The organism is Microbacterium lushaniae (assembly GCF_008727775.1).
Lineage (GTDB): Bacteria > Actinomycetota > Actinomycetes > Actinomycetales > Microbacteriaceae > Microbacterium > Microbacterium lushaniae.
Genome location: NZ_CP044232.1, coordinates 986,600 through 1,009,325 on the forward strand (window position 1 = coordinate 986,600; position 22,726 = coordinate 1,009,325).

At 70.5% G+C, this 22,726-nt stretch carries 19 protein-coding genes; 17 read left to right on the forward strand and 2 right to left on the reverse strand.

From position 1 onward, the window contains the following. Positions 1-5 precede the first annotated feature (5 nt). The 3 genes from F6J85_RS04530 to F6J85_RS04540 are packed head-to-tail and all read left to right on the forward strand — an operon-like array spanning position 6 to position 2,954. The gene (locus tag F6J85_RS04530; protein ID WP_150924015.1) at positions 6-674 is read left to right on the forward strand and encodes a response regulator transcription factor; all 669 of its coding nucleotides are present in this window, start codon (positions 6-8) and stop codon (positions 672-674) included. Then, a complete protein-coding gene (locus tag F6J85_RS04535) occupies positions 667-1,923 on the forward strand; it encodes a sensor histidine kinase (protein ID WP_150924016.1) in 1,257 nt (418 codons plus the stop codon). Before F6J85_RS04530 ends, F6J85_RS04535 begins: the two co-directional genes overlap by 8 nt. Beyond that, positions 1,920-2,954: a hypothetical protein gene (locus tag F6J85_RS04540; RefSeq protein ID WP_338037102.1), complete on the forward strand. Its 1,035-nt coding sequence runs from the start codon at positions 1,920-1,922 to the stop codon at positions 2,952-2,954. Before F6J85_RS04535 ends, F6J85_RS04540 begins: the two co-directional genes overlap by 4 nt. Before the next feature lie 390 nt (positions 2,955-3,344). Here the strand turns inward: F6J85_RS04540 and F6J85_RS04545 are convergent, their stop codons facing one another. Both F6J85_RS04545 and F6J85_RS04550 read right to left on the reverse strand, forming a co-directional pair. Beyond that, positions 3,345-3,572 (reverse strand): acyl-CoA carboxylase subunit epsilon, encoded by a 228-nt coding sequence (locus tag F6J85_RS04545; RefSeq protein WP_150924017.1) that lies wholly within the window; start codon positions 3,570-3,572, stop codon positions 3,345-3,347. Next, positions 3,569-5,158, reverse strand: coding sequence for an acyl-CoA carboxylase subunit beta (locus tag F6J85_RS04550; protein WP_191906753.1), 1,590 nt, complete (start codon positions 5,156-5,158; stop codon positions 3,569-3,571). Before F6J85_RS04550 ends, F6J85_RS04545 begins: the two co-directional genes overlap by 4 nt. A gap of 500 nt (positions 5,159-5,658) precedes the next feature. Between F6J85_RS04550 and F6J85_RS04555 the strand changes: the two genes are divergently transcribed. The 14 genes from F6J85_RS04555 (at position 5,659) to F6J85_RS04620 (ending at position 22,726) form a co-directional block, all read left to right on the forward strand. After that, complete coding sequence (locus F6J85_RS04555; protein ID WP_275094070.1) at positions 5,659-7,551, forward strand: serine hydrolase; 1,893 nt, start codon at positions 5,659-5,661, stop codon at positions 7,549-7,551. 96 nt (positions 7,552-7,647) lie between these two features. Then, positions 7,648-8,442, forward strand: coding sequence for a biotin--[acetyl-CoA-carboxylase] ligase (locus F6J85_RS04560; protein ID WP_150924019.1), 795 nt, complete (start codon positions 7,648-7,650; stop codon positions 8,440-8,442). 48 nt (positions 8,443-8,490) lie between these two features. After that, positions 8,491-9,045, forward strand: a complete 555-nt coding sequence (locus F6J85_RS04565; protein WP_150924020.1) for a PH domain-containing protein — start codon at positions 8,491-8,493, stop codon at positions 9,043-9,045. A gap of 67 nt (positions 9,046-9,112) precedes the next feature. Beyond that, positions 9,113-10,249 (forward strand): 5-(carboxyamino)imidazole ribonucleotide synthase, encoded by a 1,137-nt coding sequence (locus F6J85_RS04570; RefSeq protein WP_150924021.1) that lies wholly within the window; start codon positions 9,113-9,115, stop codon positions 10,247-10,249. A 98-nt stretch (positions 10,250-10,347) separates the two neighbouring features. Continuing rightward, on the forward strand, positions 10,348-10,815 hold the full coding sequence (gene purE / locus F6J85_RS04575; protein ID WP_150927186.1) for a 5-(carboxyamino)imidazole ribonucleotide mutase: 468 nt from the start codon (positions 10,348-10,350) through the stop codon (positions 10,813-10,815). Further along, positions 10,812-12,281, forward strand: coding sequence for an LCP family protein (locus F6J85_RS04580; RefSeq protein ID WP_150924022.1), 1,470 nt, complete (start codon positions 10,812-10,814; stop codon positions 12,279-12,281). Before purE ends, F6J85_RS04580 begins: the two co-directional genes overlap by 4 nt. Further along, a complete protein-coding gene (locus F6J85_RS04585; protein WP_150924023.1) occupies positions 12,278-13,375 on the forward strand; it encodes a glycosyltransferase in 1,098 nt (365 codons plus the stop codon). The genes F6J85_RS04580 and F6J85_RS04585 overlap by 4 nt, the downstream gene beginning before the upstream one ends. A gap of 59 nt (positions 13,376-13,434) precedes the next feature. Further along, positions 13,435-15,672, forward strand: a complete 2,238-nt coding sequence (locus F6J85_RS04590; protein WP_150924024.1) for a cell wall-binding repeat-containing protein — start codon at positions 13,435-13,437, stop codon at positions 15,670-15,672. A gap of 99 nt (positions 15,673-15,771) precedes the next feature. After that, positions 15,772-16,698, forward strand: coding sequence for an ABC transporter permease (locus tag F6J85_RS04595; RefSeq protein WP_238707060.1), 927 nt, complete (start codon positions 15,772-15,774; stop codon positions 16,696-16,698). Continuing rightward, on the forward strand, positions 16,695-17,432 hold the full coding sequence (locus F6J85_RS04600; protein ID WP_150920789.1) for an ABC transporter ATP-binding protein: 738 nt from the start codon (positions 16,695-16,697) through the stop codon (positions 17,430-17,432). The genes F6J85_RS04595 and F6J85_RS04600 overlap by 4 nt, the downstream gene beginning before the upstream one ends. Then, positions 17,432-19,357, forward strand: coding sequence for a DUF6541 family protein (locus tag F6J85_RS04605; RefSeq protein ID WP_150924025.1), 1,926 nt, complete (start codon positions 17,432-17,434; stop codon positions 19,355-19,357). The genes F6J85_RS04600 and F6J85_RS04605 overlap by 1 nt, the downstream gene beginning before the upstream one ends. Positions 19,358-19,422: 65 nt before the next feature. Beyond that, entirely contained in the window at positions 19,423-20,646 is a 1,224-nt protein-coding gene (locus F6J85_RS04610) for a glycosyltransferase family 4 protein (RefSeq protein ID WP_150924026.1), read from the forward strand. Further along, on the forward strand, positions 20,643-21,740 hold the full coding sequence (locus F6J85_RS04615) for a DegT/DnrJ/EryC1/StrS family aminotransferase (RefSeq protein ID WP_150924027.1): 1,098 nt from the start codon (positions 20,643-20,645) through the stop codon (positions 21,738-21,740). The genes F6J85_RS04610 and F6J85_RS04615 overlap by 4 nt, the downstream gene beginning before the upstream one ends. Then, positions 21,740-22,726, forward strand: a complete 987-nt coding sequence (locus tag F6J85_RS04620; RefSeq protein ID WP_150924028.1) for a Gfo/Idh/MocA family protein — start codon at positions 21,740-21,742, stop codon at positions 22,724-22,726. The genes F6J85_RS04615 and F6J85_RS04620 overlap by 1 nt, the downstream gene beginning before the upstream one ends.

Consider the following 22,726-nt stretch of genomic DNA (forward strand, 5'->3'; position numbering starts at 1 on the left):
CGACTATGACGCGAGTCGCCCTGATCGATGATCACGAGTCGGTGCGGCTCGGGCTCGAAGCCGCAATCGCCCGCGAGGAGAGCATGGTGGTCGCCTTCTCCGGCAGCACCGTGACCGAATACCTCGCGTGGCGCGGCGAGTCCACCCGCACCCAGGCGCCGGCCGACGTCGTCGTGCTGGACCTCACGCTCGGCGACGGCACGACGGTGTCCGAGAACGTCAATCGCCTCTTCGCCGACGGCTCCAGCGTCATCATCCACAGTGTCGCCGACCGGCCCGCAGCCGTGCGGGAGGCGCTGTCGGCGGGGGCTGCGGGCATCGTGAGCAAGGCCTCCCCGATCAACGAGGTGCTCGGCGCCATCCGCACCGTCGCGCAGGGCGAGCTGCTCAACAACGTCGAGTGGGCCAGCGCCGTGGAGGCGGACCGGGAGTTCGCCGACGCACAGCTGTCGGCCCGCGAACGCGAGGTGCTGCGGCTGTACGCCGCCGGGCTGCCGCTGAAGGCGGTGGCCGACCGGCTCGGCGTGGCGTACTCCACCGCCAAGGAGAACATCACCCGCGTGCGCGTGAAGTACGTCGAGGTGGGCCGGCCGGCGCCCACGAAGATCGACCTGCTGCGCCGTGCGATGGAGGACGGCATCCTGCAGCGCCCCGAGGGCGAACGCGATGGTTGAGGCCGGCAGGTCGGTACTCGAAGCTGCCTGGGGGCGTCTGCCGACTTCGCGGGAGGCCACCGAGAACCTCGGTTCGTTCACACGTGCGCGGATCGAGCGCGTCATCACGCTGCTGGTGGGCCCAGGCTCCCTGATCCTGGGGGCGCAGGCCGTGTTCGCCTCCTTCGGCCCCGGCGACGAGCGCCCCGGATGGCACCTGCCGATGGTGCTGGCGGTGTTCGTGCCGCTGACCGCCATGGTGATCGCTTGTGTGGCCGGCCGGTTCCCGCGCGTGTTCAGCGGGCTGTTCGCGGTCGTCTACGTCGTCGCGCTGGCGGTGTGGCCGTTCGCGACCGCCGGCGGTGCGCGGCCGGTGCCCACGGAGGAGCCGTGGATCTTCTACCTCGTCAACGTGGCCACCGTCGCCACCGTGGTCGCCTTCCCGCTGGCGCTGCAGATCGTGTGGACGGTGGTCACGCCGCTGCTGTTCGGCTTCGTGCGCCTGGTCCAGGCGGGTTTCGACGAGCGGTTCTTCCTGCCGGTGGGCCTGGACGTCTCGTTCGCCCTGATCCTCGGCAGCGTCGTGGTGGTTCTGGGATGGACCTACCGCTCGGTCGCGGCCAACGTCGATGAGACGCGGGCGCGCGCAGTGGCCAGCTACGCCGCGGCCGCCGCAGCGGCGGCGACCGAGGGAGAGCGGGTGGCGGTGGCCGCCCTCATGCACGACAGCGTCCTGGGGGCGCTCCTGGCCGCCGAGCGGGCCACGACGCCCCGCGAGCGGACCCTGGCCGTCAGCATGGCGCGCGAGGCGCTCACCCGCCTCGCCAACGCCGAGAAGGACCCGTGGGAGGGCAGCGACGAACCGGTGGACGCCGACCGGCTGGCCGACGATCTGGAAAGCGGTGCGCGGGAGATGGGCGTGCAGCTGCAGGTGGCCCGCTCGGTCGATCCCGAGACGCCCCGCGTGCCCGGGCGGGTGGCGCGCGCACTTGTCCTGGCTGCGCTGCAGGCGGTCGCCAACGCCGTCCAGCACGCCAATGCGCAGGGTCTGGCCGTGCAGCTGCACGGTCGCGCCGAGCCGGGTGGCGTGGTGGTGCGGGTGCGCGATGCCGGCGACGGATTCGAGGTGGACCAGATCCCGGAGGATCGCCTCGGCATCCGCGGCTCGATCCTCGCGCGCGTGACCGCCGTGGGCGGGCGCACCGAGATCGAGTCGGGCTCGAACGGGACGACCGTCACCCTGGAGTGGGACAGCGGGGACCGCTGGTGAGCGTTCGCGCGATCGTCTCCGTCCTGGCCGTGGCCTTCACGGCCTACCTCGCCGCGCGCGGGTTCTGGTGGGGCACCGGCGACGTCGACCATCCGGTGGTCATCTACCTCGCCCTGCCGCTGTACCTCGTCGTGACGTGGCTGACGGTGTTCTGGGGCGTGGGTAAGACCGCGGCGGCGCCCGCCACCGCCTCGAACCGCAAGGGCGGGCTCCCGATGTGGGTGTGCGCCCTCGCGCTGGCCGTCGCGGTGCTCGTCCCCAACGCGATCCTGTTCGCCGTGGCGCCCGGCTCGCGCACGCAGCCGTTCGCGACGTGGGTGATCGGCGGCGTCGGAGCGCTCATGACCATCATCATGGTGCGCCGGGGGCCGTGGTTCGCCTGGGCCGGACTGATCCTCGCAGGGGTGTCCATCTCCCTGTGGATCGGCCTCCTGCCCGCCCTCGCGCTCGGGCTCGTCGGCTCCATCGTGTGGGTCGCCGCCGCCCAGCTGCTGATGTTCGCCCTGGACAACGCCGCGCGCGACACCGTGCGTCTGGCAGAGCTGCAGCAGGCCGCATCCGCGTGGCAGGCCTCCCAGTCGGGGCGCCAGCGCGAGCGCCGCGTGCAGGTGCAGCGCGCCCTGCAGGCGGCAGGGCCGATCCTCGGGCGCACGATCGAGACCGGCGGCAACCTGCGACCCGCCGAGCGCCTGGAGGCCCGGCTGGCCGAGGGGCGCCTGCGCGACGAGCTGCGCGGCCCGCGCCTGCTCGACGATGTCGTGCGCGAGCAGCTGGAGGCCGCGCGCCGCCGCGGCATCGCCGTCACGATGCTCGACGAGGGCGGCCTCGAAGACCTCGCCGAACCGGAGCTCGCGGCGATCAGGGCCGAGCTGGCCGAGATCCTGCGCTCGGCGTCGTCCACGCGCCTGATCATCCGCACGTCGCCCCACGAGGAGGTCGCCGTGACCATCGTGGGGCGCTCCGGCGAGGGCGACCGGCTGTCGGACGAGGACAGCGTCGAGCTCTGGCGCGAGATCTCCCGCACGCACTGACCCCACCGCGCGGCGCGGCCCCACTGCGCCGAACGTGCATCGTCTCGGCGAGAGTGCACCGAATCCGGTGCCGGTTCGGCGAGGTGATGCACTCTCGGCGGCCCGTGGCGGCGCTGGCCCACCCGACTCACCGATCCGGCCGGGGGAGGTTCCGGATCGGTGAGTCGAGGGGAGGCGAGGGGCGGCGAAGCCGCCCGCCCCTCGCCCTGGCGAGCGGTTACCCGAAAACCGCCCGCAGGATCGGAACCGGCTGAAGAGCGGTTCCGACCGAACGCGTGATGCGTTCCAGCTCATTCAGTATGCGGCGGGGGCAAGCCCCTCGTCTGTAGGCATTTCGGGGGACAGCGGGTAGGACCTTCGGGGGACACGCCGGGACCTTCGGGGGACAGCTCAGCCCGAGAATCCGCCCCATCCCGCCTCGCGGGACAGGGGAACCCGCCCTGCCCTGGCCGACAGCCGCCACCGGGAGCGTCCGCGGGGCTCGGGGGCGGTGGCCTGCGCCGACTCCTCCGCGTACGCCTCGCTCACAACCGCGAGCAGGGCGGCGAGCTCGTCCGCGGTGGGGTTGCCCCGGCGCACGTCCAGCGACACGGGGGCCTCGGCGGGGTCGGGGGTCACAGCGGGATGTTCCCGTGCTTCTTGGCGGGCAGGCTCGCCCGCTTGCCCCGCAGCGCCCGCAGCGCCTTCGCGATCGCGACGCGGGTCTGGGCCGGCTCGATGATCCCGTCCAGCTCGCCGCGCTCGGCGGCGAGGAAGGGGGAGGCGACGCTGTAGGTGTACTCGTTGGCCAGGCGCGTTCGCACGGCCGCGACATCCTCGCCCGCCGCCTCGGCGCGCTTGATCTCGCCGCGGTAGAGGATGTTGACCGCCCCCTGACCGCCCATGACCGCGATCTCGGCGGTCGGCCACGCGAGGTTGATGTCGGCGCCCAGCTGCTTGGAGCCCATCACGATGTATGCGCCGCCGTAGGCCTTGCGGAGGATCACCGTGACCAGGGGCACCGTGGCCTCGGCGTAGGCGTAGAGGAGCTTCGCCCCACGGCGGATGACGCCCGTCCACTCCTGGTCGGTGCCGGGGAGATAACCCGGCACGTCGACGAGGGTGACGATGGGGACGGAGAAGGCGTCGCAGAAGCGCACGAACCGGCTGGCCTTCTCGCCCGCGTCGATGTTGAGGGTTCCGGCCATCTGCGACGGCTGGTTGGCGATGACCCCGACCGTGCGCCCCTCGATGCGCCCGAACCCGATCACGATGTTCGGGGCGAACAGCGGCTGGACCTCGAGGAAGTCGCCGTCGTCCACGACGTGGGAGATCACCGAGTGGATGTCGTAGGGCTGGTTGGGGGAGTCGGGGATGACGGTGTTGAGGAAGCGGTCCGCATCCGTCGTCTCGAACTCGAACGCCGTCTCGTACACGGGGATCTCGTCGAGGTTGTTGTCGGGCAGGAAGCCCAGGAGCGTGCGGGCGTAATCGAGCGCGTCGTCCTCGTCCTCGGCGAGGTAGTGCGCGACGCCCGAGCGGGTGTTGTGCGTGTAGGCGCCGCCGAGCTCTTCCATGCCGACGTCTTCGCCCGTGACGGTCTTGATGACGTCCGGGCCGGTGACGAACATCTGGCTGGTCTTGTCGACCATGATGACGAAGTCGGTGAGGGCGGGGGAGTAGACCGCACCGCCGGCGGCGGGCCCCATGATGATCGAGATCTGCGGGATGACCCCGGACGCTGCGGTGTTCAGACGGAAGATCTCGCCGTACTTGCCGAGCGCGACGACGCCCTCCTGGATGCGGGCGCCGCCGGAATCGAGGATGCCGATGATCGGGATGCCGCCGCGCAGGGCGAACTGCATGACTTTGATGATCTTGTCGCCGGCGACTTCGCCGAGCGAACCGCCGAAGGTGGAGAAGTCCTGCGCGTACACCGCGACGGTGCGGCCGTGGATCGTGCCGGTGCCGGTGACGACCGAGTCGCCGTACGGGCGCGCGCGGTCCATCCCGAAGGCCGTCGTGCGGTGGCGGACGTACTCGTCCAGTTCGACGAAGGTTCCCGGGTCCACGAGCAGTTCGATGCGCTCGCGCGCGGTGAGCTTGCCCTTCGCGTGCTGCTTGACGCGCGCGGCCTCTTCCGGATCGACCACCGCGGCCTGATACCTGCTGCGCAGGTCGGCGATCTTGCCGGCGGTGGTGGAGAGATCGGGCTGCTCGGTCACGCGTTCCACCCTATCGGCGGGGTGCTCGGCGGCGTTGGAGGGTGCGCACAAGTCATCACCGCATCCGCTGTACGCTCCTGTCGAACCGATGGGGTTTCCCACTCGTCTTGGACGTTGCGTGTGGCGCTCCCGTCTGTCGGCTGTGTTCGCAGTATCGTCCTGCCACGGTGACTCACAGATCCCCCCTCCGCAGGTCCCACGTCGCACGAGCGTCCGCGCTCCTGCTGGCGGTCGCGTGCGCGCTCACGTCGTCCTTGACGACGTCGTCCGGCGCGGTGGCCGCCCCGACGCCGGAGACCACCGTGTCTCCGCCCGCGCCGTCCCCTTCGCCGACCGAGGAGCAGCCCGCCCCGGCGCCGTCGCCCGCGTCGCCCGCCCCCGAGGATGTCGGAGACCGGATTGAGCCTGCGACGCCTTCGCCGACTCCGACGCAGAATCCGCTGGCACCCGACCGAGTCACACCGCCGACCGACGAGGTGCCCGACGACCGCCCCGCCCCGGTGGATCCGGAGCCGCGGAGTGCCCCCCGTGCGGTCGTCCCTCCAGACGCCGTCGCGGTCCCCAACGCATCGCGCGTATCGGGCCAGGACCGATACGGCACGAGCGTGGCGGCCGCTCAGAACGCCTTCCCGAGCGGAGCCGCCACCGTTCTCGTCACCGCGGGCAACGCCCCGGCGGATGCCATCGTGGCGGCGGGCCTCGCGGCGCGGCTGCAGGCACCGCTTCTCTATGTGCGGGCGGGCTCCGTTCCGCCGGCCGTCGCCGACGAACTCGCGCGGCTGAGTCCGGAGCGCATCGTGGTCGTGGGGGGCGCGGGGGTCGTCCAGGACGCAGTCCTCACGCAGCTGCAGCGCTGGGCGCCTGACGTGCGCAGGTACGGCGGCGGCGATCGGTATGAGAGTTCGCGCATCGCATTGGCCAGCGTCGGCGAAGCGATCGACACGGTGTATCTGGCCGGTGGGCAAGGGACCGTCGATGCCGCCCTCGCGTCGGTGACGGCTGCGTCGAGCGGGCGCGGGGTGCTCCTGGTCAGAGGTGCGGTCGCTGTGGACGAGCCGACCCTGACGGCTCTTCGCTCGATCGGAGCCACGAAGACGGTCATCGTGGGCGGTCTCGGCACTGTGAGCGCTCGACACGAAGAGTCTCTTCGTGCGGCGGGGTTCACGGTCTCGCGGCTCGTAGCCCCGAACCGGTATGCACAGTCCATCCTGATGGCCGGGCAGCGCACCGCACCGGCCCAGCGGGCGATCGTCGTGAATTCCTTCACGGATCCGGATCTGACGGTCGCGGCCGCCCTGGCCGGGGCGACCGCGCAGCCCCTCTACTATGCGATCGAGCCCTGCACCCCCGATGCCGTTGCCGCGGACATCAGTGCCCGCAGAGTCGGGGTCACGGCGGTGGGCGGGCCGGCGTGGCTCGGGCCCGCGGTGCTGGTGAACCGGAACTGCTCGGCGGAGAAGGATCTCCGGCAGCGGAACCTCAATGCCGCCATCCGGGCCACGGCGGCCCAGTATCCCGGTTCTTTCTCCGTGTCGGTACGTCAGATGGACGGGCTCGGAGTCGTCACAGATGTCAATGGCGGGGTGCTCCGCGAACCGGCCAGCATGATGAAGCTGTATGCGGCATGGGCCGTGCTGCACAAGATCGAGCGCGGGGAAGCGTCCTGGGGGACGATGCTCCCGTCCGGACTGGATCTCTCCACGTGCGTCTACGTGATGATCCACGCCTCGGACAACGGGTGCCATTCCGACATCGTCCATTGGATCGGCATCGGAAACCTGAACGCGTTCATCCGCGCTTCGGGATGGAGTCAGACGACGTACGGGAGCGTGCCCTACGGCACGAGTGTGCTCTACGCCGGCAACCGGACCACGACAAACGACCTCGTGCTCCTGCTCGACCGGCTCCACGGCGCGAAGAAGATCTCCCGCCCCTACGCGGATCACCTCCTCACCCTGATGTCGGCACAGATCTGGCGCTCCCGGATCGCTTCGGGCATTCCGCCAGGCGTCCGCCAGGCCACCAAGCCCGGCGCGCTGTGGATCGACTCCGGCCTCCTGCAGGGTGACAGCGGAGTCGTCTGGGGACCCAAATCGACCTATGTCATCTCGATCGTCGGCGATCAGGCACCGCCGCAGGCCGCGCTGCGGGCGATCTCCCGGACCGTTTACGAATTCTTCAACGGGTCCTTCGGAACGGCCGCGTGGTACCCCGTCGAGCAGATGGTGACGGTGCGTGCGACGGCGCTGCGCACGTCCCCCGCGGGGGCGATGACCGTCGTCGTGCCGGCGGGCGTGCCGATCGAAGTCCTCGACGCGGATCGCAACTGGTACAAGGTCCGTTACGGGAACCGGCAGCTCTGGACTGTGGTCAACGACCTCCGCAACCGCTGACCGGTCCGGCGCCCCGCGTCCTCCTGTCTTCGGACGACGGGCGGCGGCGCTGTCAAGTCCGGAGGTCGAGGGCGGGGCCACGCCTAGGGTGGGGGCATGCCGATCCCCGAAGAGGGCTACCCGCTCGCCGCCGCCGTCAGCCCGCGTGTCCAGGTCGTGGAGACCACCGACTCCACCAACGCCGATGTGCTCGCCGCCGCCGAGGGGGACACCGCCGGCTGGCCGCACCTGTCGGTGCTCGTCACCGCCGATCAGCGCGCAGGACGCGGCCGCCTCGACCGCGCCTGGACGGCCGCCCCCGGAACGGCGCTCGCCGTGTCGGTGCTCGTGCGCGTACCGGGCCTGCCCGCCCACGCCCGCGGATGGATCCCGCTGGCCGCAGGCGCTGCCATGACGCGCGCCGTGGCGGCGCAGCTGACCGGCACCGGCAACACCGCGGCGCTGAAGTGGCCCAACGACGTGCTCGTGGACGGCGGCAAGATCTGCGGCATTCTCGCCGAGGTCGTCCCCGGCGACAGCGACGCCGTCGTGGTGGGCGCCGGCGTCAACACGCGGATGACCCGCGCCGACCTCCCCGTCGCCACCGCCGTCTCCTTCGCGTCGCTGGGGCTGGAGTGCGACGACGACCGTCTCCTGGCCGACTACCTGCGCGCCCTCGACGAGCACGTGCAGGCGCTGCTCTCCTCCCACGGCGACGCCGCCGCATCCGGGGTCCTCGGCGAAGTGGAGGCGCTGTGCACGACCCTCGGCAGCGACGTCCGGGTCTCGCTGCCGGACGGGACGACGCTCGTGGGCCGCGGTCAGCGCATCGACGGCGACGGCCGTCTCGTGGTGGCCACCGGCCTCGAGGAGATTCCCGTGTCGGCCGGTGACGTCGTCCACGTCCGCTGATCCGCGTGGGAGCGCCGCGATGTCGGCGCCCGGCGTCACAATAGGACCGTGACCTCTCCGACGACGTACGGGGGCCGGCCTCTGACCCCCGCCCCGGGTGTGCCCACGCCCGAGCTGCGCGTCGCCCGTTTCCGCCCGCACGCGCGGCGGCTGTTCTGGTCGGCCCTCGTCGTCATCGCCGTCGCCGGTGGCGTCGGCTACTTCTACGGCAACCTCCGTGCGCCCTTCGAGGACTGGATGCTGCTGACCGCGGCCGCCGTCGCCGTGCTCCTCCTCGCCGTGCTGCCGTGGGCGACGTGGTGGTCGCACACCTACACGATCACGACGCGGCGAGTCATCGAGCGGTCGGGTCTGTTCGGCACGAAGCGCACGGAGCTGCCGCACATGCGCGGGTACACGATCCAGGTGCGCCGGGGTCCGCTGCAGCGGCTGTGGGGAGCGGGCACGCTGATCCTCTCCAACGGCGTGGACGCGCCCCTGCGCCTGCGCAACGTCCCGAGCGTCGAGCTCGTGCATGAAGTGCTCGTCGACCAGGTCGAGGTGAACCAGATCCTCGCGCACCGCGACGCTCAGCCGGCGACCGTCCCCACCGCCCAGATGTGACCGCTGCGCGCCCGCCGTCGTGGGCGCCCGCGGGCTGCGCGAGAATGGGGGCGACGGAAGGGGACCCATGGCGCTGCGAGTAGGGATCATCGGAGGCGGCCAGCTCGCGAGGATGATGATCGCCCCCGCGGTCGAGCTGGGCGTGGACGTGCGCGTCCTCGCCGAGGAGCCGGGCATGTCGGCGGCGCTTGCCGCCACCGCCACCGGCGATTACCGCGATGCCGACACCGTGCTCGCGTTCGCGCGCGATGTGGACGTGGTCACCTTCGACCACGAGCACGTGCCGCAGGACGTCCTGGCCGCGCTCGTGGACGCCGGCGTGTCCGTGCACCCCGGTCCCGAGCCGCTCGGTGTCGCCCAGGACAAGCTCGTCATGCGCCGCCGCATGCAGGAACTCGGCGCCCCGCAGCCGGAGTGGGCGGCGGTGTCGGATGAGACGCAGCTGCAGGCGTTCCTCGACGCCCACGGCGGCCGCGCCGTCGTGAAGACCCCGCGCGGCGGATACGACGGCAAGGGCGTGCGTGTCGTGTCGGCGGCGCACGAAGTGCAGGACTGGTTCACGACGCTCGCCGAGGACGCCCGCGGCGGGGAGCTGCTGGTCGAAGAACTCGTGGACTTCTCCCGTGAGCTCGCCCAGCAGGTGGCGCGTCGTCCGTCGGGCCACGTCGCGGTCTACCCCGTCGTGGAGACGGTGCAGCGCGGCGGGGTGTGCGCCGAGGTACTCGCCCCCGCACCCGGCGCGAGCGCGCGCCTGAGGCAGGCGGCCGCCGACCTCGGCGTCGCGATCGCAGAGGGGCTGGGCGTCACCGGGATGCTGGCGGTGGAGCTGTTCGAGACGACCGACGAGCGCATCCTCGTCAACGAACTCGCCATGCGTCCGCACAACAGCGGCCACTGGACGCAGGACGGTGCGGTGACCAGCCAGTTCGAGCAGCACCTCCGGGCGGTCCTGGACCTCCCGCTCGGCTCGACGGAGGCGACGGCGCCGTGGTCGGTCATGGTCAACCTCCTCGGCGGGCCGCAGGAGGGCGGACTCCTCGAGCGGTTCGCTCCCGCCATGGCGGAGCATCCGCGGGCCAAGGTCCACACGTACGGCAAGGCGCCGCGCCCCGGGCGCAAGGTCGGGCACGTCAACGTCGCCGGCGACGATCTCGATGACGTCGCGTACGAAGCACGCGCGGCGGCGGCGTACTTCCTGGACTGAGGCCCGCGCCGTTGCGGCGATCTCGCAGGCAGTCGCCCTAGCCTGGTGCAGTGACCCGACCGCTGCACTCCTCCGAGACGCCTGTGGTCGGCGTCGTGATGGGCTCCGACTCCGATTGGCGCGTCATGAGCGACGCCTCGCAGATGCTGGCGGAGCTCGGCGTCCCGCACGAGGTGGAGGTCGTCTCCGCGCACCGCACGCCCGACAAGCTCATCCGCTACGGCCGCGACGCGCGCGCCCGCGGACTGAAGGTGATCATCGCCGGCGCCGGCGGCGCCGCGCACCTGCCCGGGATGCTCGCCTCGGTCACCTCCCTCCCCGTCGTCGGCGTGCCGGTGCAGCTGGCGACCCTCGACGGCATGGACTCCCTGCTGAGCATCGTGCAGATGCCCGCCGGCATCCCCGTCGCGACCGTCTCGATCAATGGTGCGAAGAACGCCGGCATCCTCGCCGCGCGCATCCTCGGCACCGCCGACCTCGCCCTCGGCGATCGGCTGGTCGCATACGCGCGTGCCCTGGAGGCGCAGGTCGAGGAGAAGAGCCGGCGGCTGAAGGACTCGCTGTGAGTGTGACCGCCACGCCGCGCACGCGCCCGGCCGCACGGAGCGTCGTGGAGACACGGCCGCTGCGCAATCCCGACGCCGGGTCGCGTCAGGTCATGACCCGCCGCGGATGGTGGCTGGTCGTCCTCAACTTCCTGCTGCCCGGCTCCGCCCAGGTGCTCGCGGGCAGCCGCCGGCTCGGCCGCTTCGGCCTCGGCGCGACGCTCGCGCTGTGGGTCGGGGTCATCGTGGCGGGGCTGTTCGCCCTCCTGTGGCCGACCGCCCTGGTCTCGATCGTCTCCGGCGCGTGGCTCCCGGAATGGCTCGGATGGTTCCGGTGGGTCCCGCTCACCCTCGTCCAGGCCCTCCTCCTCGGCTACGTCGTCCTGTGGGTCGTGCTCACCGTCGACACGCTGCGCCTGGTCCGACTCGTCCGCACCGGCAGCGTCGCCCGCTTCGGCATCGCCGCGGTGTCGGTGCTGCTCCTGGTGGGAGCGAGCAGCGGTGCGGCGTGGGGTGCGCAGGCCGCCGGCACCGCTCGTGACACCCTCGGGGCGATCTTCGGTGTCTCCGGCCCCGTGGTGCCCCCCTCCGACGGCTACTACAACATCCTCCTTCTCGGTGCCGACAGCGGCGAAGGGCGCGACTCGATGCGGTTCGACAGCATCTCGGTCGTCTCCGTCAACGCCGACACCGGCGCTGTCACGATCACCGGCATCCCTCGCGACATGCCGAACTTCCCGTTCTCTCCCGGACCCATGCAGGACAAGTACCCCGACGGGCATGAGGGCTTTGCCAGCTCCACATGCGGCTGGGGGAGCGGCATCAACCAGCTGCGCACCGAGGTGGAGGTGTGCCAGGACGGCACCGAGCTCTACCCCGACGCCGCGGCGAACGGATCCGCTCCCGGCATCGAGGCGACCAAGGACGCCGCCGAAGGGATCCTCGGCATCGAGATCCCCTACTACGTCTTCATCGACATGCACGGCTTCGCCGCCCTCGTCGACGCGCTCGGCGGGGTCGACATCACCGTGGAGCAGCGCCTGCCCAAGGGCGGGGGACCGGCATACCCGGGTCAGCCCGCGGAGGACTGGGCGATCGGCTGGATCGAGGCCGGGCCGCAGCACATGGACGGCGACACCGCCCAGTGGTTCGCCCGCTCCCGCTACACCACGAGCGATTTCGATCGCATGCAGCGCCAGCGGCAGCTGCAGCAGGCGATGCTCGCCCAGTTCACGCCCGAGAACGTGCTGACGCGGTTCCAGGACGTCGCCGCCGCCGGCACCGCGGTCGTGGAGACCGACCTTCCGCAGCCGCTCCTCCCGACCCTCGTCGACCTGGCACTGAAGGCCAAGGAGCTCCCCGTCAGCACCATCGAGCTCACGCCCGACGGCGGGATCGATGAGTTCGATCCGAATTACGCGTACATCCAGGAGCTCGTCCGAACGACGCTGCATCCCCCCACCCCCACGCCGGAGCCGGGCGCGTGACCGCCACCCTCCGGGTCGTCCTCGATCAGCTCGTCTCGCCGACCTCTCCCGACCTGGCGGAGGCGTCGCACGCGCTGACCCGCGCGCTCATCGCGACCGCCCCCCGCGGGGCGGATGTGGCCGGCATCATCCCGCGCGGCGACGACCCGGCCGTCGACGGGCTCGTCGACGTCACGCGCCTCGCTCTGCCGCGCCGCGAACTCGCCGCATCCTGGCAGCTGGGGGTGGCGCCCGGCGTCGGCAAGGGCATGATCCATTCGCCGACGCTGATGGGCCCGCTGGTGCGGCACGACCGCGTCAACGAGACGCACCAGATCGTCGTGACGCTGTGGGATCTGCGCGCGTGGGAGGCGCCGGAGACGCTGTCGCGGCCCGAGGCGATGTGGCATCGCGCGATGCTCAAACGGGCGGAGAGGTACGCCGACGCCGTCGTCGTCCCCACGCACGCGATGGCCGCGGCGCTCTCCGAGATCGCGCCACGGCTGGCCGGCCGCATCCGCGTCATCGCCGGTGCCGCGCCGGAGGGCTTCCGCGTGCCGACGGACGTCGCCGGGCGGCTGCGCTCGCTCGACCTGCCCGCCGCTTTCGTTCTCATCGACGGCGCACGGGAAATCGGACGGGATGCAGCGCTCGCCGCCGTCGCTCGTGCGGGAGGCGGCGCGCCCGTCGTGGTGACGGGTGTCGGCGATCCGGACGTGGCGGGTATCGCCGACCTCGCGGCGACGGCAGGGCTCCCGGAATCCCGCATCCACGTTCGGGGCGCCCTGGAACCCTTCGACCGTGCCGCCGTACTGAGCTCCGCATCCCTTCTCATCGCTCCTGCGACCGACACGGCCTTTCCGTGGCTCGTCGTGGAGGCCCTCGCGCTGGGGACACCTGTGGTGGCGGCGGACTGCGCCGTGCACCGCGAGGTGGTGCTCGACGGAGGCCTGCTCGTGGATGCCTCCGCGGAGGGGCTCCGCGATGGGCTGACCCAGGTGCTCGCCTCTGATTCGGCGCTGGCCCGACTGGCAGTGATGTCCGGTGACCGGGGACGCGCATTCTCCTGGCTCGGAGCAGCGGAACGGGTGTGGCAGCTTCACGCGGAGCTGTAGACGCCAGTCGTCCTGGGCAATCGTTGCCGTTGACGAGCAACTTCCGCCACACTGTTCACATGTCTCACACCCGAGAGCGCCGTCGGGCGACGTCCAGGCTCGCGGCATTCGTGCTCGCAGGCGTCCTTGCGGGCTCCCTGATGGGTGTGGCGGCGCCACCGGCGCCTGCGGAAGCGGCCGAGGGATCGATCTTCGACGGCGGAATGATCATCAGCGACGCCGAGTTCTTCGACGGCGCGGCGATGTCTGCCGCACAGGTCCAGGCGTTCCTCAACGACAAGGGTGGGTCGTGCGTGCCGGCAGCGGGGGGACCCGCGTGCATCAAGGATTACCGGGCCGACCTGCCCGCGATGGCCGCCGACCGGTACTGCAAGGCCGTGCCTGCCAAAGCCCGGGCCACCGCAGCGGAGATCATCGCCGCGGCAGGGCAGGCGTGCGGGGTCAGCCCGCGGGTGCTCCTGGTCATGCTGCAGAAGGAGCAGAGCCTGGTGACCCGCACCAAGCCGACCACCACCCACTACGACAAGGCGCTCGGCCAGAGCTGCCCCGACACTGCTCCGTGCGACCCTCGCGCGGCCGGGTTCGTCAACCAGATGTACCTGGGTGCCCGGCAGCAGCAGATCTACGTGCAGAACCCGAGCTGGTACAACTACCGCCCCGGCCGCGTCAATACCATCCAGTGGCACCCCGACAAGGCCGCGTGCGGCACGTCCCAGGTGTACATCCACAACCAGGCGACGGCGAACCTCTACATCTACACGCCTTACCGACCGAACATCGCGGCGCTCGCCGCCGGCTGGGGGACCGGTGACGACTGCTCGTCGTACGGCAACCGGAACTTCTACAACTACTACGCGCAGTGGTTCCGCGGTGCCACCGGGGCGCCCGCCGCGCAGATCCCGCCGTGCACCGTCCCACCCGGGACGGAGGTCGCCCCGCGCGGCGATCGACTCGTCGTGACGGCGGACTCCCTCAATGCCCGCGGTGCGCCGACGACCGCGTGCGGCACCGGAGCGGTGAGCCTGGCGAAGGGCACCGTCGTGCAGGCCTCCGGCACTTACGGGGCGTGGACGAGGGCCAGCATCAACGGCGCGCAGATGTGGGTGACGACGAAGTATCTCGCCACCTTCACCGTGGTGCCCGGCACGCCGACGATCAGTGGGAACGCCGCATCCGGCCAGATCCTGACGGCCGCGACCGGCACGTGGACTCCCAAGCCGACGTCGTTCTCCTACCAATGGAACCGCGACGGCCGGGCCATCGCGGGAGCCACCGCATCGACGTACCGCGTCACGAACGACGATGCCACCACGCGCATCTCCGTCACGGTCTCCGCGCACTTCGGCGCAGAGAAGTCCCAGAGCACCTCGGCGAGCGTGTCGGCTCGGGGATTCGCGTCCGACCGGTTGGACGGCCAAGACCGTTACGAGACCGCTGTCGCGGTATCCCGGACCTCGTTCCCGAAGGGCGTCGGCACGGTGTACCTGGTCGTCGGGACGGACTTCGCGGACGCGCTCGCGGCAGCCCCGCTCGCCGCTGCGGAGGACGCCGCCCTGCTCCTCACCCGCTCGGGTGCCCTGCCCGCCTCGACTGCGGCGGAGCTGAAACGGCTCGCGCCGCAGAATGTCGTGCTCGTCGGCGGCACGGGGGTCCTTGACGCGGGGATGCCGGACCGGTTACGCACGCTTCTTGGTTCCACGCTGACCGTTGACCGGATCGGGGGCGCCGACCGATACGAGACCGCCCGCATGATCGCGGCGCAATTTCGATCAGCGCTCACTGTCTACGTCGCGACGGGTAGAGACTTCGCGGACGCACTCGGTGCGGCCGCGATCGCCGGCCACCGCGGCGCTCCGGTCATCCTCGTCAAGGGCGAGACCGGCCGGGTCGACGACCAGACGCTGCGGACCCTCACCGCTCTGGGGGCGAAGGATGTCGTCATCGCCGGCGCGGAAGGCGCTGTTTCGAAGGGCATCGCCGACCAGTTGAGCTCTCGGGGGCTCGCAGTCCAGCGGTACGGCGGCATCGACCGCTTTGCCACGAACGCGGCACTCAACAGCGCGTCCTTCGGCGAAGGCACCCGGTCGATGGTTCTGGCGACAGGGCGAGACTTTCCCGATGCCCTGACCGGGGCAGTGCTGGCCGCGGAGCGCGGCGTTCCCATCTTCGTCAACAGGGGCGGGTGCGTGACGGGCGAGACTGCCGACTTCATGCTGCGCAATGGCGGATCGGCCTTCACCCTCGTGGGCGGTGTGGGCGTCATGAACGCCTCAGTGGGCAAGTTCCAGCGATGCTGAGGTGACCGAGGTCGCCGTCCACCGGGGGCACAGGAAGTGGTCGACTAGACTGGCCCGGTTCGCTGGTACCCGGCGAATCCGCCCCGAGAACGATCGACCGTGAGCAACACACCCGACCCCTTCGCCGCCGTGCCGCGCGCCGAGTTCGACGTCCCCGGGCGCAGCCGCGGTCTCCTGGATGTCTTCCGCTGGCACTACCTGTTGCGGCTCCTGATCCGGACCGGCGTGACGACCCGGTATCGCAACTCGGTGCTGGGCTGGACATGGTCGTACGTGCGCCCGGCGGCGCAGTTCCTGGTGTTCTGGGCCGTCATGGGGCTGTTCCTGGACCTCAACCGCGGGATCCCCAACTACGCGGTCTACCTCTTCAGCGGCATCGTCGTCATCAACCTCTTCAGCGAGGCATTCAAGAACGCGACCACTTCGATCGTCGGCAACGCTCCGCTCGTGCGCAAGGTCTTCCTGCCCCGCCAGCTCTTCGCCGTGTCGGCCGTCGTCGTGGCTTTCGTTCACTTCCTCCCCCAGGTGGCCCTGCTCCTGGTCGTGTGCCTTTTCATGGGCTGGATCGTCCAGGTGTCGATCCTGCAGGTCCTCGCGATCTTCGCCGCCGTCATCCTGATCCTGCTGTTCGCGCTGGGTCTCGGCCTGTTCTTCGGCGCCGTGAACGTGCGGTTCCGCGATGCCGAGAACATCGTGGAGCTCCTGCTCCTGCTGGCGACGTGGGCCTCACCGGTCCTGTATCACTGGACGATGGTGGCGCAGGCAGCCCGCACGGTGGGATTGGACTGGCTCACCGAGCTGTACCTGCTGAACCCCATCACGCAGGCGGTCGAGCTCTTCCACTACGCCTTCTGGTACCCCGTCACTGACACCTCCCGGTCGACCTCGCCGGTTGTCGCAGACATGCCACTGGCGCCCGATCTGGGCATCAACACGCTGTGGGCTTTCCTCATCGGTCTTGTCGTGTTCTTCGTCGGCCAGCTGGTCTTCCGCCGCCTCGAGGGAAGGTTCGCGCAGGATCTATGAGCACTACGACCTCTCTCAAGCCCAGCATCGTCGTGCAGCGGGCTCACAAGACCTTCCTTCTGCATCACGCCCACTCGCTCAAGGACACCGTGGTCGCGACGTTGCGCGGCCGCAAGACCACGAGTGTGTTCCACGCGCTCAACGGCGTCGATCTCGTCATCAACGAGGGTGAGTCGGTGGCGATCCTGGGGCTGAACGGCTCCGGCAAGTCGACTCTGCTCAAGCTGATCTCCGGCGTCATGCAGCCCGACGGCGGGGAGGTTCTCACGCGGGGCCGAGTCGCGGGCCTGATCGAGGTGGGAGCGGGGTTCCACCCCGAGCTCTCCGGTCGGGAGAACGTCTTCCTGAACGCCGCGATCCTCGGAATGAGCCGCAAGGAGATCGCCGCACGCTACGACGAGATCGTCGCCTTCAGCGAGATCGAGCCGTTCATCGACCAGGAGGTCAAGCACTACTCCTCCGGCATGTTCATGCGTCTGGCGTTCTCCGTCGCGATCCACGTCGAGCTCGATGTGCTGCTCGTGGATGAGATCCTGTCGGTCGGCGACGCGCCGTTCCGCGAGAAGTGCCGGTTGAAGTTCCAAGAGCTCATCGCGCAGCAGAAGACGCTCGTCGTCGTCAGCCACGACATGGAGATGGTGCGCGAGCTGTGCAGCCGCGGCATCGTCATGAACAAGGGGGAGGTCGTCTACGACGGCCCCGTGGAGGGTGCCATCTCCCTGGTCGAGTCGTGATGGACGACTGGATCGCGGCTGTCCCGGTTTTCCTGGTCGCCGCGGCGGTCGTCTTCGTCCCCGGCGCCGCGGTGCTGCTGCTGCTGGGGCTGCGCGGACTGCGCCTGTGGGGACTTGCTCCGGTCGTCGGAACGGTCATCGTCGGAGGGCTCGCGGTCGCAGTCGAGCTTCTCGGTCTCCCGTGGACGCCGCTGGTGTTCCTCGCCGGATGCGTGGTGCTGGTCGCCGCGGCGGCGGTGGCCGGGCGGACGCTGAACCTCAGGCCGTCACCCGCGCGGCTCGTCGCTCGGCCACGAACCGCGCTCGTCGTCGCCGGCATCGCGGCGGGCGGGACGCTCGTCGTCAGACTCCTCCTGTACATCCAGTCTCCCGACGGGATCTCACAGACCAACGATGCGGTCTTCCACCTCAACGCGATCCGCTTCATCCTGGAGACGCAGTCCGCGTCATCCCTGCACGTCAGCGGGGTGATCGGGGGCCGGGGGTTCTATCCGGGGGGATGGCACGGCATCACCTCGCTGGTCGTGATGATGACGGGGGCGAGCATCCCTGTGGCCGCCAACGCCGTGGCGATGGTCATCGCCGGGCTCATCTGGCCCGCCGGCATCGCCCTGCTCGCGCGTGCCGCCACCGGTGACGATGCCGTCGCTGCGGCTGCCGGCCTGCTCGCCGGCGCTCTGCACGCGTTCCCGATGCTCATGTTCCAGTGGGGGGTGCTGTACCCGAACGCGCTGTCGACCGCTCTGCTGCCCGCCGCGGTGTCGGCCGTCATCACAGTGCCGGCATGGGTGCGGGGGAGGGGAGGATGGCCGCGCGGCTGGCGGGCCGGGGTTGCTGCGGCGCTGCTGGTCCTCCTGTGCATCGGGGCGATCGGCGTCGCACAACCTGCCGGGTTGCTGGCGTTCGGGCTCCTGTCCCTGACCTGGGCGACCTTCACCACGCTGGGCAGGCGGCGCGGCATCCTGTCTCTGCTCGCCGTCGCGGCGATGTGGATCGCTCTCGCTGCGGTGTGGTACCTCCTCTCCACGTCCACGAGCGGAGCCCACTGGGGCCCCTTCCGCGGAAACGCCGAGGTTCTGGCCGACCTCGCGTTGAACACCCACCTGCGGCTGCCCCCAGCCGTACTCGTGAGCGCGCTGATGGTGGTGGGTCTCGTCACCGCATGCCGGAAGCCGCGCCTGCGCTGGCTCGTCGCCGCGTGGCTGGCCGTCGCCGCGCTGTACGTCGCCGTCGCGTCGATCGATCACGTCGGCGTGCGGTCCCTGCTGCTCGGCGCCTGGTACGCGGACCCGTACCGCATCGTCGCGCTCGTACCCCTCGTGGTGATCCCCCTGGCCGCGATAGGGGCGGCGACGGTCGCAGGGTGGACGACCCACTTCCTCTCCGACCGGCGACGGGCCGAATGGCTGACCTATGGAGTGCTCGCGGCGTTGCTGGTGGTCGGCATCGCCGTCCGGCCGGTGCAGCAGATGCCTGAGGTCGTGGAGAGCACCTTCGACATCGAGTCGCGCTACGCCGAGGACGAGACCTCCTATCTCGACCCCTCTGAGCGCGAGCTCCTCGAGGAGCTGCCCCGGTATGTGGCGGAGGATGCGCGGGTTCTGGTGAACCCGTCCACCGGCGGCGCGTTCGGTTACATGCTCAGCGGTCTCGACGTGTATCCCCGCACGTGGTCCCCACCGCGGCACGAGGCATGGAACATCCTCGCCGCGAGCCTGCGGGATGCCGCGGACGACGCGGCGGTGTGCGATGCCCTCGCACAATACGGCGACCCCGACTACGTCCTCGATTTCGGCCCTGGCGAGCAGGCACCGGGACGCTACCTCATGCCCGGCATGACCGGGTTCGACACCCGGGACGGCTTCGAACTGGTTGCGGGGAGCGAGCGCGCGTCGCTGTGGAGGATCACGGCATGCGCCCGCTGAGAGCTTCGCGGCGTTCGATAGAGTTGATCGAAATGCCTCCCGCCGCCGACGGAAAGACACCCGCGATGACGCGTGTGATCATCGTCAGCCGGTTGTTCCCGCCGGAGGTCAGCGCGGGAGCCTTCCGACTGGGTGCGCTGGCTGGATCGCTCGCGCGGCGAGGGTTCGTCGTGAACGTGCTGAGCACGCGCCCCCCGGCGGCCGCACCGGCCGTCGAAGACCCCACCGACGTGCGTGTGCGACGGTGGCCGGTGCTGCGCGATCGCGGCGGCAACGTGCGCGGATACCTCCAGTATCTGAGCTTCGACCTGCCGCTCGTCGTACGCCTGCTCCTGCGCCGCTTCGACGTCGTCGTGGCCGAGTCGCCCCCGACGACCGGCTTCGTAGCCACGGTCGTCGCGCTGCTCAAGCGCCGCCCGGTGGTGTATTACGCAGCCGACGTCTGGACCGACGGCGTCATCTCGATGGGCGCGCCCCGGGCGGTGATCTCCGTCATCCGCGGCCTCGAGCAGCTCGTCCTCCGCCGGGCTCGCGGCATCCTGTCCGTCAGCGAGGAGGTGTCCGACCGGCTCGTGATGCTCGGCGCCGACCGCTCGCGCGTGGCGACGATCGGCAACGGGATCGACACGTCGGTGTTCACCCCCGAGGTCGCACCGGCCTCGCCCGAGCAGAGGTACTTCGTCTACACCGGGACGATGTCGGAATGGCAGCAACCCGACGTCTTCATCCGAGCCTTCGCATCGATCGTCGACGGTCATCCCGACCTCCGGCTCAAGTTCTTCGGTCAGGGCGCCGTCGAGGCCCGGCTGCGCGACCTCGCTGCGGCGCTCGTCCCCGGACGGGTCGATTTCGGTGGGGTCATCAGCCCCCGCGAGTCGGCGGCCTGGATCAGGGGCGCGGTCGCTGCGCTCGTAAGCATCGTGCCCGGCATCGGATACGACTTCGCCCGGCCCACGAAGACCTACGCGGCGGCGGCCACGGGAACGCCAGTGCTCTTCGCCGGACCCGTCGAGGGCGGGGATCTCATCACGAGCGCCGGACTCGGCACGGCGGTGGGCTTCGCGGTGGAGGACGTCGCCGAAGGCATGCGGCAGCTGCTCGAGGAGCAATCCAGCGGTGAGACGGAACACCGCCGCGCGCAGCGTGCCGAGTGGGCTCGGGAGAACCTCTCGTTGAGCGCCGTTGCCGATCGTGCATCCGATGTCGTGTCGGAGATCGCGCGCCGGGCGCCGGCCACGGGCGCCCGGAACACCGACACACACAACAACCCGTCAGAGGAGTCCGAGTGAGCGAGTTCATCCCGCCGGCCAAACCCATCATCGGCGACGAAGAGCGCCACGCGGTCGATCGAGTGCTGCGCAGCGGCATGGTCGCACAAGGGCCGGAGGTGGCGGCGTTCGAGCAGGAGTTCGCCGACCATTTCGTCGGTGGACGGACCACCGTCGCGGTGAACTCCGGTACGTCCGGCCTGCACCTGGGCCTGCTGGCTGCGGGAGTCGGACCCGGCGACGAGGTCATCGTGCCCTCGTTCACCTTCGCAGCGACCGGCAATTCTGTCGCGCTCGCCGGTGCGGTGCCTGTTTTCGTCGACATCGAGCCGGACACGTTCACTCTCGATCCCGCCGCTGTCGAGAAGGCGATCACCGATAAGACCAAGGGGATCCTGGCGGTCCACCTGTACGGGCATCCCGCGCGCATGCGGGAACTGGGGAAGATCGCCCGTCAGCACGGCATCGCTCTGTACGAGGATGCGGCGCAGGCGCACGGTGCGGCGCTGGACGGCAGCCCCGTGGGGACGTTCGGCGACTTCGCGATGTTTTCGCTGTACCCGACGAAGAACATGACCAGCGGGGAGGGGGGCATGGTCACCGCGGGGTCGCCGGAGATCGCCCGCATGGTCAGGCTGCTGCGCAACCAGGGCATGGAGCGCCAGTACGAGAACGAGGTCGTGGGCTTCAATGCCCGCATGACCGACATCCACGCGGCCATCGGCCGTGTGCAGCTGACGAAGGTCGATGCCTGGACGACCACCCGCCAACGGAACGCAGCCTTCCTGGATGCACATCTGGAGGGTGTCGTCGTACCGCCCGTCGCCGACGGCGCCGTGCACGTGTACCACCAGTACACGATCCGCGTCGCCGATGACCGCGACGGTTTCGTGCAGGCGCTCAAGGACGAGCACAATGTGGGAGCCGGCGTCTACTACCCGATCCCGAACCACTGCCTGCCCTCGCTCGCGCCGTACGCCCCGGGCCTCGATCTGCCCGAGACGGAGAGGGCCGCGCGCGAGGTCGCGTCGTTGCCGGTGCATCCCTCGCTGTCCGCCGCGGATCTGGACCGGATCGTCGCGGCGGTCAACGCCGTCGTCGGGGCGGGCGCCTGATGGCCGCCCTGCGCGCCGGCCTGCTCGGTGTCGGCATGATGGGCCGTCACCACGCCCGCGTGTTGCGCGAGGTGGATGGCGTCGAGCTGGTCGCGATCGCGGACCCGGGTGGTGACCCGCACGGGGTCGCCGGCGGCCTCGGCATTCTGCCCGACATCGACGCGCTGATCGGCGCGGGCATCGACATCGCGGTGGTCGCGGTTCCGACCCGCTTCCACGAAGAAGCGGCGCTGAAGCTCGCGGCAGCCGGTGTGCACACGCTGGTCGAGAAGCCCATCGCGCACTCCCTCGACGCCGGTCAGCGCATGGTCGACGCGTTCGAGACGGCGGGACTGGTCGGTGCCGTCGGTCATATCGAACGGTTCAACCCGGCATTGCAGGAGCTTCGGCGCCGGCTGGAGGCGGACGACCTCGGCGAGGTCTATCAGATCGCGACGCGGCGCCAGGGCCCCTTCCCGTCCCGCATCGCCGACGTCGGCGTCGCCAAGGACCTGGCCTCGCACGACATCGACCTGACCGCGTGGGTCGCGCAGAGCGACTACCGGCTGGTGTTCGCGCAGACCGCCTTCCAGAGCGGTCGTGAGCACGAGGACATGATCGCGATCACTGGCCGCCTGGAGTGCGGAGCAATCGTCAACCACCTCGTGAACTGGCTGAGCCCCATGAAGGAGCGCGTCACGGTGGTCACCGGGGAGAAGGGCGCGTTCGTCGCGGACACCGCCACCGGCGACCTGACGTTCTTCGCGAACGGCACGATCCCCCTGGAGTGGGAGTCGGTGTCCTCGTTCCGGGGGGTCTCGGAAGGCGATGTCACCCGATACGCGTTCGCCAAGCGCGAGCCCCTGCGAGTGGAGCTCGAGGCGTTCCGCGACGCGGTGCTGGGCAAGGACAACGATGTCGTCGCGATGGCTCAGGGGCAGCGGGCCCTTGCCGTCGCCGAGGCGGCAGTGGATTCCGCGAGGACCGGCGAGTCCATCGCCCTCTGA